The sequence below is a fragment of the Streptosporangium sp. NPDC002607 genome, from assembly GCF_053592655.1.
On record NZ_JBSFWD010000008.1, the window covers coordinates 229,187 to 242,823 of the forward strand.

Annotated in this window: 14 protein-coding genes; 9 read left to right on the forward strand and 5 right to left on the reverse strand. The window is 71.4% G+C overall.

What is annotated here, in order from left to right:
• Positions 1-51: 51 nt before the first annotated feature.
• The 3 genes from ACWD3H_RS12550 to ACWD3H_RS12560 form a co-directional block, all read right to left on the reverse strand.
• Positions 52-1,149, reverse strand: coding sequence for a glycerophosphodiester phosphodiesterase (locus ACWD3H_RS12550; protein ID WP_451955020.1), 1,098 nt, complete (start codon positions 1,147-1,149; stop codon positions 52-54).
• 188 nt (positions 1,150-1,337) lie between these two features.
• Complete coding sequence (locus tag ACWD3H_RS12555) at positions 1,338-2,183, reverse strand: sensor histidine kinase (protein WP_451955021.1); 846 nt, start codon at positions 2,181-2,183, stop codon at positions 1,338-1,340.
• Between the two features lie 231 nt (positions 2,184-2,414).
• Positions 2,415-3,068, reverse strand: a complete 654-nt coding sequence (locus tag ACWD3H_RS12560; RefSeq protein WP_355565869.1) for a response regulator transcription factor — start codon at positions 3,066-3,068, stop codon at positions 2,415-2,417.
• Positions 3,069-3,405: 337 nt separating this feature from the next.
• On the opposite strand from ACWD3H_RS12560, the gene ACWD3H_RS12565 reads away from it, so the two are divergent.
• The 3 genes from ACWD3H_RS12565 to ACWD3H_RS12575 are packed head-to-tail and all read left to right on the forward strand — an operon-like array spanning position 3,406 to position 6,364.
• A complete protein-coding gene (locus tag ACWD3H_RS12565) occupies positions 3,406-3,783 on the forward strand; it encodes a circadian clock KaiB family protein (RefSeq protein WP_451955022.1) in 378 nt (125 codons plus the stop codon).
• A complete protein-coding gene (gene kaiC / locus ACWD3H_RS12570) occupies positions 3,780-5,294 on the forward strand; it encodes a circadian clock protein KaiC (protein WP_451955023.1) in 1,515 nt (504 codons plus the stop codon). Before ACWD3H_RS12565 ends, kaiC begins: the two co-directional genes overlap by 4 nt.
• A complete protein-coding gene (locus ACWD3H_RS12575; protein ID WP_451955024.1) occupies positions 5,291-6,364 on the forward strand; it encodes an ATP-binding protein in 1,074 nt (357 codons plus the stop codon). The genes kaiC and ACWD3H_RS12575 overlap by 4 nt, the downstream gene beginning before the upstream one ends.
• Before the next feature lie 30 nt (positions 6,365-6,394).
• On the opposite strand, the gene ACWD3H_RS12580 is transcribed toward ACWD3H_RS12575, so the two are convergent.
• Positions 6,395-7,633 carry a CynX/NimT family MFS transporter gene (locus ACWD3H_RS12580; RefSeq protein ID WP_451955025.1) on the reverse strand — a complete coding sequence of 413 codons (1,239 nt, stop codon included), beginning with the start codon at positions 7,631-7,633 and terminating at the stop codon, positions 6,395-6,397.
• Between the two features lie 254 nt (positions 7,634-7,887).
• On the opposite strand from ACWD3H_RS12580, the gene ACWD3H_RS12585 reads away from it, so the two are divergent.
• The 5 genes from ACWD3H_RS12585 to ACWD3H_RS12605 all read left to right on the forward strand — a co-directional run bounded on the left by ACWD3H_RS12585 (position 7,888) and on the right by ACWD3H_RS12605 (position 12,160).
• Complete coding sequence (locus ACWD3H_RS12585) at positions 7,888-8,688, forward strand: CoA transferase subunit A (protein WP_350912144.1); 801 nt, start codon at positions 7,888-7,890, stop codon at positions 8,686-8,688.
• Between the two features lie 41 nt (positions 8,689-8,729).
• Positions 8,730-9,458, forward strand: a complete 729-nt coding sequence (locus ACWD3H_RS12590; protein WP_451955067.1) for a CoA-transferase subunit beta — start codon at positions 8,730-8,732, stop codon at positions 9,456-9,458.
• A 90-nt stretch (positions 9,459-9,548) separates the two neighbouring features.
• On the forward strand, positions 9,549-10,889 hold the full coding sequence (pcaB, locus tag ACWD3H_RS12595) for a 3-carboxy-cis,cis-muconate cycloisomerase (protein WP_451955026.1): 1,341 nt from the start codon (positions 9,549-9,551) through the stop codon (positions 10,887-10,889).
• 43 nt (positions 10,890-10,932) lie between these two features.
• Positions 10,933-11,355 (forward strand): 4-carboxymuconolactone decarboxylase, encoded by a 423-nt coding sequence (gene pcaC, locus ACWD3H_RS12600; protein ID WP_451955027.1) that lies wholly within the window; start codon positions 10,933-10,935, stop codon positions 11,353-11,355.
• The gene (locus ACWD3H_RS12605) at positions 11,339-12,160 is read left to right on the forward strand and encodes an IclR family transcriptional regulator domain-containing protein (protein WP_451955028.1); all 822 of its coding nucleotides are present in this window, start codon (positions 11,339-11,341) and stop codon (positions 12,158-12,160) included. The genes pcaC and ACWD3H_RS12605 overlap by 17 nt, the downstream gene beginning before the upstream one ends.
• Before the next feature lie 17 nt (positions 12,161-12,177).
• On the opposite strand, the gene ACWD3H_RS12610 is transcribed toward ACWD3H_RS12605, so the two are convergent.
• Entirely contained in the window at positions 12,178-12,588 is a 411-nt protein-coding gene (locus tag ACWD3H_RS12610) for a winged helix-turn-helix transcriptional regulator (RefSeq protein WP_355565892.1), read from the reverse strand.
• 91 nt (positions 12,589-12,679) lie between these two features.
• On the opposite strand from ACWD3H_RS12610, the gene ACWD3H_RS12615 reads away from it, so the two are divergent.
• Positions 12,680-13,537, forward strand: coding sequence for an SDR family oxidoreductase (locus tag ACWD3H_RS12615; protein WP_451955029.1), 858 nt, complete (start codon positions 12,680-12,682; stop codon positions 13,535-13,537).
• Positions 13,538-13,637 lie beyond the last annotated feature (100 nt).

Here is a 13,637-nt window from a genome sequence, read left to right on the forward strand (position 1 = left end):
GATGACACGGTCCGTCACCGGCCGACCGGTGACGGACCGATGTGGATCGTGTCAGAACACCCGCGCCCGCACCACCCTGGCCATGCCCGGGTCGTCGGCGAAGACGCCGTCCAGGCCGAGCCGGTAGAGCCTCTCCAGCCAGCCCATCACGTCGCCGGTGGCCCGGGGGAAGACCGGGCTGGCCGGGTTGCCCAGCCGGAAGTCCAGCGGAAGGTGTGAGTTCTCGTTCCTGACGGTCCAGGCGTGGACCTTCAGTCCCGCCTGGTGGGCGTCCCGGATGAACGTGGTGGGCGGCAGCAGGCGGCCGTCGGGTCCCGCCGGCACGATCCGCCGGGTGTCGACGCCGACGCCGTCCGCGTAACCGGCCACCTCACGCAGCCCCGCGGGGGTGACCATGGTGTCGTAGGTGCGCGGGTCTCCGGCCGCGATCCAGTCGTACGGGGCGCCGCCGGCGGCGATCAGCTGGATCAGCGGCAGCTCCGTCCGCTTGCTCAGCTCGCGCAGGTTGGCGGTCTCGAAGGACTGGATGAAGACCGGGGCGCCGCTCCCGCTCCAGCCGTGCCGGTCGAGCACCTCCAGCAGCGGCTCCTCCAGGGAGAGACCGATGGAGTCGAAGTAGCTCGGGCTCTTGGTCTCCGGGTAGACCCCGACCCCGTGCCGCCGTGCCAGCTCGACCACCTCGTCGAAGGTGGGAATCTGCGCGAGGCCGTTGAAGACGGCGTTCTCCGGGCGCAGGTCGGGGATGCGCTCCTCGGCCCTGAGGGTCTTCAGCTCGGCGAGCGTGAAGTCCTCGGTGAACCAGCCGGTGATGGACCTGCCGTTGACGGTCTTGGTGGTGCGGCGGTCCGCGAACTCGGGATGGTTCTCGACGTCCGTGGTGGCGCCGATCTCGTTCTCGTGCCTGGCGACCAGCACGTGGTCCTTGGTCGCGACCAGGTCGGGCTCGATGTAGTCGGCGCCGAGCGCGATGGCGGCCTCGTAGGAGAGCAGGGTGTGCTCGGGCCGGTGCGCACTGGCACCCCGGTGGCCGATGACGATGGGTTCGCGGACACGGGGCTCGGCGATCGCGAGTTCGGATTGTGGCAACACGAAGGCGACGGTACCGGTCACGAGGACCGCCAGCACCGCGACCTGAAACCTACGGATCATGCTGGGGACCGTAGGAGGCCCGGATGACCATCGGGACAACGACTCGCAAAGGAAGTCAGCCACAAGGACAGCGAGTCACAAAGACAACGGCCTCGGGGGCCTGGGGACGCGACCGCGGCGGCACCGGCCTGACGATCCTCCTGAAGCCCGCCATGAGATGCGGTGGCCTGATCCCAGGTAGGCACCGGTCACACGGGGTTGCCAAGCATGCGGCGCCCGAAGGCGCCATCCCCTCGTGCCCGCCTCGGATCCGAGTCGTGGAACGGGAGTCCGGAGGGGTCCGTGAGCGGGAGCCGCAGCACGAAACACGCGCCGCCGATGGGTGAGTCCTCGGCCCGGAGGGTCCCCCGATGGCCCTCGGCGATCTCGCGAGCGATCGCCAGGCCAAGGCCGGTGCCGCCGCGGTCGCGGCTGCGGGCCGCGTCCAGACGGGTGAACCGTTCGAAGATCCGTTCCCGGTCGGCCTCGACGATCCCCGCTCCGTCGTCGGAGACCGCCAGTTCCGCGGTGTGCGCGTCACGGGTGACCTCGACCCGCACCACGCGCTCCGCGTGCCTCTGGGCGTTGTCCAGCAGGTTGGTGAGCACCCGGGCAAGCTGGAGACGGACCGTGTTGACGTTCACCCCGGGTGCGAGCCGCAGCTGGACGTCGAGCCGGTCCGCCCGCCGGAAGACCTCCGTCCGGACCAGCTGTGCCAGGTCCACCGGCTCCCACTCGATCGGCGTGTTCTCCCCGGCCCTGGAGAGCACGAGCAGATCGGTGATGATCGCCTCAAGTCGATCGACGTCGCTCAGCGCGCGCCCGAGCACCTCCCCCAGGTCATGATCGCCGGGATGCAGTTGAGCCTCCTCAAGCTCCACGCGCAGCGCGGCGACGGGGCTGCGCAGCTCGTGCGAGGCGTCGGAGGCGAACCGACGCTGCTGCTGCAGCGCCTGCCTGAGTCGTTTCAGCGTGCGGGCGATGGTCTGGGCGACCTCGACACCGTCGGAGGGGTCGGGAGTCTCGTGGCACCCGTGCCCGAGGTCCGAAGACACGTCGAAATCATCGACGTGGTCACACAGACCGACCATATCCCTCATGTCAGTTTTTCCTTCCCGCAACCAGACCTTGGCAGTGTGCGGTGCGTGGTCACCACGCTAGGAGGGCGGCCGGCGGACCCGCCACCCCCAGGTGGGCCGATGACCACCCCCAGGTGGGCCGGATCGGCGACCCCGGCCGGACGGGACGCCTGCGCCTCGGGCCGCCCCCGCGGCTCGGCCGTACGCCTACCGGCCGGGCAGGAGACCCGTCCGGGTGGCCACGACGACCGCCTCAAGCTGACTGTGCACGCCCAGCTTCGCCATGACGTTCTTGACATGGCCGCGAGCGGTGTGCAGGCTCACGACGAGCCGTTCGGCGATCGCCCGGGGATCGAGCCCCTCCCCCATCAGCCCGAGGACCTCCAGTTCGCGTGCGGTGAGCCCCGCCCGGTTCTCACGGCCGTCTCGGGGTGGCGTGCCGGGTGAGGGGGTCCGCAGGAGCACTTCGAGCGTCTCGCCCTCAACCATGATGATCTTCTCGTCGACCGAAGCCCGGATCACTCTGAGGATGGCCGGGAACGTCGTGTCCTTGGCAAGGAATCCGGCGGCGCCCACCGCCGCGGCGGCCGTGAAGAGATCAGGAGTGGCGTCTCCCGTCAGAATGAGGACGCGGGTCTCCGGGTAAGCCGCCTTGATCCGCCTCGTGCCCTCGATTCCGTCGACGTCGGGCAGGTGGATGTCCATGAGCACGACGTCGGGGTGGTGTGCCTTCATGAGGGGTACGGCATCCTCAACCGTTCCAACGGCTCCCACACAGTCCAGATCCGGCTGGGCGTCGATCGCGATCTCAAGAGCGCCGGCAAGCGCCCGCTGGTCCTCGACCACGAGGACTCGGGTCATCGGATGCTCCTGCTCACTTGGACCGCGAACGCCTCCCGGCTCGTGGGCGGCCCCCCGCCGCCATAAGGTCTGCCGATCATGACCGGACCCGGGCCCATGGCCCCGCGGGCGAGTCAGGGGTCAAGGGCCGGGAACAGGCTGAACGGCCGACACATCCTGTTCAAAGGCCCTGCTCACGACGCTACTCGCGGCGCGGGGCGATGGGCAAGGCCGCCGGACCCGGTCACGGGGGTCTTCGTGCGGCGGGTGTGACCGCGGGGACTTATGAGTACGCGAGGTACCGGGGAAGGTCATGCTCACCTGATCCGGGTACGCACCCCGGCCTTTCCTCACCCCGATGGGGCACGGGCGGCTGCACATCCCGCGGGGCGCCGTTTGGGATCCGCGCAGGCTGGAGACGAGTTCCCAGGTGACCACCTACTCGTTCAGGCTGTATGTGGCCGGGAACACGGAACGGTCCAAGGCGGCGGAGGTGAACCTGCGGTTCCTCTGCAACGCCCGCCTGTCCGGCACGTACGAGGTCGAGGTCATCGACGCCGCCGAACGGCCCGACCTGGCGGAGGAGGGACGGATCCTGGCCACCCCGACGGTGATCAGACTCGCGCCGCCACCGCAGCGACGGGTGATCGGGGACCTGTCCGACCACGACCGCGCCGCAGTCGCCCTCGGCCTCCCGGTTCTGGAAAAACCGCCCTCGGAAAGGCCACGACGATGAGCGGCGGCGGAACGATCGAGCGGATGCCCACGGGGATCAACGGCTTCGACCATGTCGCCCTGGGCGGGCTGCCCGCCAACCGGTCCACGCTCGTGAGCGGCACGACCGGCAGCGGTAAGACACTGTTCGCCGTCGAGTTCCTCGCTCGCGGGATCATGCGTTTCAACGAGCCGGGGGTGTTTGTCACCTTCGAGGAGACATCCAGCCATATCCGGCGTAACTCGGCCTCGCTGGGCTTCCCCATCGAGCAGTGGGAGGACGAGGGGAAGTGGGCCTTCGTCGACGCGTCAATGGGCATCGGCGAGGAGGAGCAGGCCGTCGGGTCCTACGACCTCGGCGCGCTGGTGGCCCGCATCCAGCACGCGGTCCGCCAGACCGGAGCCCGCCGTGTCGCGCTCGACTCACTCGGCGCGATCTTCACCCGCTTCACCGGCGTCGAGACCATCCGCCACGAACTGGTCCGGATCGCCTCCATCCTCGAAACGCTCGGGGTCACCTCGGTGCTCACCGCGGAGCGGCCCGCGGAGTATGACGGCGTGACCCGCTACGGGGTCGAACAGTTCGTGCTGGACAACGTCATCATCCTGCGCAACGTCCTGCGGCAGGGGCGGCGGAGCCGTACCGTCGAGATCGTCAAGTTCCGCGGCGCCCCGCACCGTTCCGGGGAATGGCTCTTCACCATCGACCCGCAGGACGGGATCGTGGTCATTCCCCTCGCGTTCCTGGCGTCCTCCGGCCGCGCGTCACCGGACCGCGTCTCGTCGGGCAACGCCGAGTTGGACAAGATGTGCGGCGGCGGCTTCTACCGGGACGCGATCGTCCTGATGTCCGGCCCGACCGGCACGGGCAAGACGCTGGCGGGTCTGCGTTTCGCCGCCACCGCGTTCGAGGCGGGCGAGCGCAGCCTGCTCTGCACCTTCGACGAGACCCGTGAGCAACTTTTCCGCAACGCCGACGGCTGGGGCCTGGACATCAGGTCCATGCAGGCATCGGGCCTGCTCCGGGTCATCTCCGACTACCCGGAGGTGGCGTCGCCAGAGGATCACTTTCTCCAGCTCAGGCGGGCCATCGAGGAGTTCGGGCCCCGTCGGCTGGTCATCGACACGCTGTCCGCGCTCGAACGCGTCGTCACGCCACGGGCCCTGCTCGACTTCGTCATCGCGCTGGGAGCGGTCCTCCGCCAGAACGAGATCACGACACTTCTCACAGCGAGACCCACGGGGCGGCTCATGGCAACGGGCACGCCGACGACCGCGGAGATCGCCGGCTTCACCGACGTCTGGGTCCTGCTCCAGTACGTCGAGCGCGTCGGAGAGGTCCAGCGTGCGATCACCGTACTCCAGACGCGGGGTTCCGCCCACGACCAAGGCATCCGCGAGGTGACGATCGACGACACCGGCATGCACATCGGTGAGCCCTTGCGGGGCATCTCCCAGATCCTCACCGGGGACATCAGCCCCGCGACCCTGTGGGCACCCGGATCCGAGAGGACAGAAGGGCCGTCGGAGTGAGGATCGAAGGGGATCCCTCAGCCGAGGGCAGGTCCGCCGCGGGCTCCGAGCCGGGGCGGCCCGACGACGCGGGATCTCCGGGCAACATCAACCAGGTGATCGTGTCGGCCTCGGCGGACGGGATCATCGCGGTCGACGAGCAGGGAGTCATCCGGCTCTGCAACCCGGCCGCCGCGGAGCTCTTCGCCCGCCCGGCGGAGGAACTCATCGGCACCTTGTTCGGCTTCCCCCTCGTCGCCGGCGCGGCGACCGGGATCGACCTGATGCTGCCCGGCGGAGGCAGGCGGGTGGTCGAGATGCGGATCACCGCCACGACCCTGGAGGGCGAGCACCTCTACGTGGCGACACTCCGCGACGTCACACGCCAGAGGCACGAAGAGCGGGAGATGGAAGCGGCCCTGGATCGCCAGAACGTCGCCGTGGCGATCGCGGCCCACGAACTCCACAATCCCCTGGCGGCGATCAGCGTGCTGGTGGACGTGCTGCGTGACCGCCTGGTCGCGCTGGCCGAGGAGCAGAGGGCCGAGATCGTCGAGCGCATCGCCGATCGCACGGCTCGCCTCCAAGGGCTGGTCCGGAAGCTCCTCACCGCGTCGACGATCGACGCGAGGGGTGCGTCCGCCTCCCTGGAACGCGTCCCCGTGCTCGAATTCATCCTCGAGCGGCTGGGCGAGGTGGACGGGCGGCCCCAGGACGTGCACCTGTCCTGCAGTCCCGAGCTGGTGGCCAGGGTCGATCGCAAGGAGTTCGCGGCGATGCTGGAGAACTACCTGGAGAACGCCTTCGCCTATGGGCACCCGCCGATCGAGGTGTCCGCGTTCGGGCGGCCTGGCTGGGTCCAGGTCCGGGTGTGTGACCGGGGGGCGGGTGTGCCGGAGGATTTCGTGCCCCGGCTGTTCGAGCGCTTCAGCCGCGCGCCGACGGTCGAGCAGGAAACGGAGGGAACCGGGCTGGGGCTCTGGATCGTCCGCAACCTCGCCCGGGGCAACGGCGGCGACGCCTGGTACGAACCCGGCAAGGACGGGGGCGCCTGTTTCTGTCTCCGCCTGCGCCGAGAGCCGATGTCCTGAGCCGCTCCGCCGACCCCGAGGGGCGACGGGTCAGGCCAGGGAGGGGGAATCCTCGGCCGGCCGGGTTCCCGGCGGGGCGCCCGTACCGGCCTGCGTGACCGGTCGCCCCGCCAGGAACCCGGCCGCCAGTTGCAGGCCGCACGCGCCGAGCCCGGCCAGCAGCGGCAGCGTCCAGCCACCGGAGAACTGGTGGAGCGCGCCGACCAGGAGCGGCCCGAGCGCGGCCAGCACATACCCGACGGACTGGGCGACGGCCGAGAGCGCGGTCACCGAGACCGGGTCGGGGGCGCGGAGCGCGATGATGAGCAGGGCCAGCGCGATCGAGGCGCCCTGTCCCACACCGAGGACGATCATCCAGAGCCACGGGAGGGTGGCCGGGGCGAACAGCACACCGAGGTATCCGGCCACCGTGAGGAGGGTCGCGGCGGTGACGTACGGCACCTGCGACCGTGCGCGCCCGGCGAGGATCGGGACCGTGAACGTGGCCGCCACCTGGGCCAGGTTGGTGAGGCTGAGCAGGTATCCGGCCTGGTCGGCGGGGAGTCCCGCGTCCTTGAAGATCGTCGGTAGCCAGGCCAGCATGACGTAGAAGGTCAGCGACTGCAGGCCCATGTAGACGGTGACGTACCAGGTCACCCGGGTGCGGAGCAGCTGTGCGAACGGTCTGGGCGCGACCTCGGAGCGGGCGGGGCGGCGCAGTGCCTGGGGCAGCCAGAACACCGCGGCGGCCAGCGCCGGGATCGCGGTCATCGCGGTCACCTCGCGCCAGCCGTACCCGGTGGCACGCTCCAGCGGGATCATCAGCCCGGACGCCGCGGCGGCGCCCAGCACCAGTCCGGAGACGTAGATCCCGGTGAACAGGCCGACCCGCGAGGGGAAGTGCTGCTTGACCACGCCGGGCATCGCGACGTTCATGACGGCGATGGCCATGCCGGCGACGGCCGCTCCCGCGTAGAGCGCGGGGACGCTTCCCGCGCTGCGCAGCATCACCCCGGCGGCCAGGATCAGCAGCCCGGCCATGAGCGTGCGGTCCAGGCCGAAGCGGCGGGCGAGCAGCGGGGCGAGCGGGCCCAGCACGCCCAGGCAGACCACCATGGCCGTGGTGATCGCTCCTCCCCCGGCGGCGCTCAGCCCGAGGTCGCCCATGATCTCGTCCAGCACCGGGGAGACGCTCGCCAGCGCGGGCCGCAGGTTGAGCGAGGCGAGCACGAAGCCCGCGATGAGCACCACCCACGACACCCGCGACACACCGACCCCCCGCTCGACCATTGGCCAACTTTCCCACAGCCCGCTCGGTGAAGCGCTTCGAGGGGTGGGGCCCGGCACCCGTGCCGGGCACGCACCGATGAAGCCGCCACGGCAACGCGGTGGCTCACCGATCCTCGCATCGTCACCCAGCGGGTCTCGGTGAACGCCTCTATGTCAAGGAACGGTGGCCACCGGTTTGACCATCCGGACGGTGAGTCAGTATGTTCACTCAAAGAACATTCGTTCGTATGCCGAACATGCGTTAAGGGGGCGCGATGGCCACGGTGGTTCCGCTCGCCGAGGCGGTGGCCGATCTCGTGCACGACGGCGACAGCGTGGCGATGGAGGGCTTCACCCACCTCATCCCCTACGCGGCCGGGCACGAGATCATCAGGCAGGGGCGCCGCGATCTCACCCTGATCAGGATGACCCCCGACCTGATCTACGACCAGATGATCGGGATGGGCTGTGCCGGCAGGCTGGTCTTCTCCTGGGGCGGCAACCCCGGGGTGGGCTCGCTGCACCGCTTCCGCGACGCGGTGCAGAACCACTGGCCAGGCCCCCTGGAGATCGAGGAGCACAGCCACGCGGGCATCGCGAACGCCTACGTCGCCGGGGCCTCCGGGCTGCCCTTCGCGGTGCTGCGCGGTTACCGGGGCACCGACCTGCCCGGCAGGACCGCCAACATCAGGCCGATCACCTGCCCGTTCACCGGCGAGGAGCTGACCGCGGTCCCCGCGATCAATCCGGACGTCGCCGTGATCCACGCGCAGCGTGCCGACCGGCGGGGCAACGTGCAGCTCTGGGGCATCACCGGCGTGCAGAAGGAGGCGGTCCTGGCCGCCCGCCGCTCGCTGGTCACCGTGGAGGAGGTCGTCGACGAGCTGGAGCCGCGCCCCGGCGCGATCGTGCTGCCCGGCTGGGCGATCACCTACGTCTCCGAGGCCCCCGGCGGCTCCCACCCCTCCTACAGCGCCGGGTACTCCAGCCGCGACAACGACTTCTACCTCGCCTGGGACGAGATCAGCCGCGACCGGGAGACCTTCGCGGCCTGGATGAGAGAGCACGTGCTTTGACGACCGCCCCCTCCCACAGCGCCGGCTACACCTCCGACGAGATGATGACCGTGGCCGCGGCCCGGCGGCTGCGGGACGGCGGCTCGTGCTTCGTCGGCATCGGCCTGCCCAGCGTCGCCGCCAACCTCGCCCGCCGTACGCACGCCCCCGGCCTGGTCCTCGTCTACGAGTCCGGCACCATCGGCGCCAAGCCCGACCGGCCGCCCCTGTCGATCGGGGACGGCGTGCTGGCCGACACCGCCGACGCCGTCGTCAGCGTGCCGGAGATCTTCAACTACTGGCTCCAGCCGGGCCGGATCGACGTCGGATTCCTGGGCGCCGCCCAGATCGACCGGTTCGCCAACATCAACACGACGGTGATCGGCCCCTACAACGACCCGAAGGTCCGGCTGCCCGGCGCGGGCGGGGCCCCCGAGATCGCCACCTCCTGCCGCGAGGTGACGGTGGTCGTGCGGCAGAGCCGCCGCACGTTCGTCGACCGGGTGGACTTCGTGACCTCCGTGGGCTTCGGCTCGGGGCCCGGCGACCGCGAGCGCCTCGGCCTGCGCGGCAGCGGCCCCCGCACGGTCATCACCGACCTGGGCATCCTGGAGCCCGACCCGGACACCTGCGAGCTGGTCCTCACCCACCTGCACCCCGGCGTCACCCTCGACGAGGCCCGCGCCGCCACCGGCTGGGCGCTGGCCGCCGCCCCCGGCCTCCGCGAGACCGCGCCCCCGGCCCCGGAGGAGCTCGCCGCCCTCCGCGGGCTCACCGGCGGACGGCCGTGAAGAAGGCGGCGCCGGGTAGGTCAGCATTGCCCCCGGGGGCGCTGACTCCCGGGCCGCCGTGAACGACATTCGAGCCATCCGGAGGTGACCATGACCGCTCCCGCCACCGCCGGGCTGTTCTCCGGGATGTTCGCCAGGGGCGGGGCCGCCGCGCAGGTGTCGGACGTCGCGTGGCTGGCCGCCATGCTGGACGTCGAGTCCGCGCTGGCCACCGCGCAGGCCGGGATCGGACTGGTCCCCACCGAGGTGCCCCCGGCAGTGGCCGCGGCCTGCCGTCCCGAGCTCTACGACCTCGCCGAACTGGGCGCCGAGGCGGCTCGGAGCGGCAACCCCGTCATCGGCCTGGTCGCCGCCCTGCGGGCGCGGATCGAGCCCGGCCTGCGGCGGTTCGTGCACTACGGCGCCACCAGCCAGGACATCAACGACACCGCGGCGATGCTGCTCTCCCGCCGCGCCCTGGCCCCGGTCCTGGCCGACCTGTCCGCCTGCGCCGGGGCCTGCGCGCGGCTGTCGTCCGAGCACCGCGGCAGCGTCATGGCCGGGCGTACGGTCGGCCAGCACGCCGTACCGATCACGTTCGGGCTGAAGGCGGCGGGCTGGCTGAGCGCGCTGGACCGCTCCCGGACCGAGCTGGCGCGGGTGCCGCTGCCGGCCCAGTACGGCGGGGCGGCGGGCACCCTGTCGGTCCTCGGCGAGCGGGGCCACGAGGTGCCGCCGCTGCTCGCGGCCGAGCTCGGGCTGGCCGAACCGGTCGTTCCCTGGCACACCGACCGGACCCCGGTCGTCCGGCTCGCCTGCGCGCTCGGCACCGCCGCGGGGACGCTCGGCAAGATCGCGAACGATGTGAAGCTGCTGGCCCAGACCGAGGTGGCGGAGGTCGCCGAGCCCACCGGACCCGGGCGGGGCACCTCCAGCGCGATGCCGCACAAGCGGAACCCGGTGGGTTCGATGTCGGTACTCGCCTGCGTCCAGCGCGTACCCGGGCTGGTCGCCTCCCTCCTCGGCGGCATGGTCGCCGAGCACGAGCGCGCGGCCGGGCCCTGGCAGGCCGAGTGGGAGACGCTGGGCGAGTTGCTCCGGCTCACCGGCAGCGCCGCCTCCTGGCTGCGCGAGGTGCTGGAGGGCCTGACCGTGGACACCGCCAGGATGCGCGCCAACCTCGACGCGACCCGGGGGCTGCTGATGGCCGAGCAGGTGGTCGTCCGGCTCGGCGGCACCCCGCAGGACCGGCGGCTGGTGGACGCCGCCTGCGCCCGCGCCGCCGCCGGGGGCCTGACGCTGCGGGAGGTCCTGCTCGCCGATCCCGGTGTCCCCCTGACCGCCGAGGAGGTCGACGCGGCCCTCGACCCGTCGGGTGCCCTGGGCTCCGCCTTCACCTTCGTCGACCGGGCACTCGCCGCCCACCGGAACCTCGCGGAACCCGGCACGTGAGCGCGGGGAAGACCGGCGGACGAGCACGAGAGGAACCAGGGACATGAGCGCGGAGGAGAGCAGGGACATGAGCGGGTGGGAGACCGGGGACGCGACGCGCCGGGCCGTACTCGGTGACGAGCACGTGGACCGCGCCACCGCGAGCGCCACCCCGTTCACCGCCGACTTCCAGGAGTTCATCACCAGGTACGCCTGGGGGGAGATCTGGACCCGTCCCGGCCTGGACCGGCGCACCCGCAGCTGCATCACCCTCGCCATGCTGGCCACGCTCGGGCAGGAGCACGAGCTGGCCATGCACGTGCGGGCCGCGCTCCGCGTCGGTCTCACCGAGGAGGAGATCAAGGAGGTGCTGCTGCAGACCGCGATCTACGCGGGCGTACCCGCCGCGAACCGGGCGTTCGCGGTGGCACGGGCGGCGCTAGAGTTCGATCGGAACGAGGAGGACGGCGATGATCGAACCGGTTGACCGCGGCTCCGACCACGTGCAGTCGCTGGCGCGCGGGCTCTCGGTGATCAAGGCGTTCAGCGCGACGAGCCCCGAGCTGACGCTCAGCGAGGTCGCCCGCGCGACCGGCCTGACCAGGGCGGCGGCCCGCCGGTTCCTGCTGACGCTCGTCGACCTCGGCTACGTCAGGACCGACGGGCGGCTGTTCGCGCTCTCCCCCCGCGTCCTGGACCTCGGGTACGCCTACCTGTCCAGCCTCTCCCTGCCCGAGATGGCCGAGCCGCACCTCGAACGGCTGGTCGCCGAGGTGCACGAGTCGGCGTCGGTGGCCGTGCTCGACGGCGAGGACGTCGTCTACGTGGCCCGGGTGGCCACCACCCGGATCATGCGGGTGACCATCAACATCGGCACCCGCTTCCCGGCCCACTGCACCTCGATGGGCCGGGTGCTGCTCGCCTGGCTGCCCCCGGACGAGCTGGACGCCTACCTGGAGCGTGCCGCACTGCGCAGGTTCACCCCGAAGACCGTCACGACCTCCGAGGCACTCCGAGCCGAGCTGGAGCGGGTCCGCTCCCAGGGCTGGGCGATGGTCGACCAGGAGCTGGAGGAGGGGCTGCGCTCGATCGCCGTGCCGATTCGTGATCGCTCCGGCCGGGTGGCCGCCGCGATGAACATCTCCTCCCACGCGAGCCGTACCACCCCCGAGTCCGCCCGCCGCGACCTGCTGCCGCCGCTGCTCGCGGCGGCGGCCCGCGTCGAGGCCGACCTGCACGCGGCCGGGACCGCGGGAGGCACCACCCGGGCCTCCTGGAGAGAGTCCTCCTGAGCCGTTCCCACCCGCGGTCACGCCTGGCGGCTGTCGTACGCCTCGCGCGCCGCACCGATCTCGTCCACGGAGCCTTCGAGTAGATCGGCGAGACCGCGCAGACGCTCGGCGACGCGGGCGCCGAGCGGGGTCAGGGAGTACTCCACCCGGGCGGGTATCACCGTCAGCACCTCGCGGGTGACCATGCCGTCTCGCTCAAGGGTCTGCAGGGTCTGCGCCAGCATCTTCTCGCTCACGCCCGCCACCCGTCGCCGCAGGGCGTTGAACCGGTAACCGGACTCACCGAGGGCGAGCAGCGCGAGGATTCCCCACTTGCCGGCCACATCCTCCAGCGCCGCCCGGGAGGTGCAGTCGCGGGCGAACACGTCGCTGACGAGTTCGTCGGTGGGTTCACCGGTGTCGGGATCGGGGGCACACGCGTTCGGCATACCCCAAGGGTACAGAGTTCACAAAACAACCAGTACTGTATAAAAGTTAGTACTGCTGGCCGGTAATCACGGGCGACCCCCAGGAGAGATCATGACCACCTACGCCATCACCGGCGCCACCGGCCCCCTCGGCCGTCTCGTCATCGACGCGCTGCTCGCCGAGGGCGTCCCCGCCACCGACGTCGTCGCCATCGCCCGCACCCCGTCCAAGGCCGCCGACCTCGCCGCCAGGGGTGTCGTGGTACGCGAGGGCGACTACTCCCGGCCCGAGACGCTGCCCGCCGCACTGCGGGACGTCACCAACCTGCTGCTCATCTCGGGCAACGAGGTCGGCCGGCGGGTGCCCCAGCACACGGCCGTGATCGAGGCCGCCAGGGCCGCCGGAGTCGCACGCATCGCCTACACCAGCATCCTGCGCGCGGACACCGCCGAACTCTCCCTCGCCGCGGAGCACAAGGCCACCGAGATCGTGCTGCGCGAGTCCGGCATCCCGTTCACCCTGCTGCGCAACAGCTGGTACACCGAGAACCACACCGACCAGCTCGGCCAGTACCTTGAGCGCGGCGAGATCCTCGGCGCCGCCGGCGACGGGCGGATCGCCGCCGCCACCCGGGCCGACTACGCCGCCGCCGCTGCCGCCGCGCTGACCGGCGAGGGCCACGACAACGCCGTCTACGAGCTGGGCGGCACGCCGTTCACACTGACGGAACTCGCCACGACGATCACCGAGGTGACCGGGACGAAGGTCGTGTACCGCGACGTCACGGTCTCCGAGCTGGCCGGCGTCCTCCAGTCCGCCGGTCTCGACGAGGGCACCGCCCACTTCGTCGCCGGCCTGGACGGGGCCATCGCGCGTGGCGACCTCGACACCCCCGGCGACGACCTCAGCCGCCTGATCGGCCGGCCCGGCACACCGCCGGCCGACGCGGTACGGGCCGCCGCCTCCTGATCCGGGCGTGGGGTCCGGACGTGGGGTCCGGACGTGGCCGGACCCCACGGACCAGCCCGCAACGGACGACGGCTCGGACGCGAGTTCACCCGATCACTGT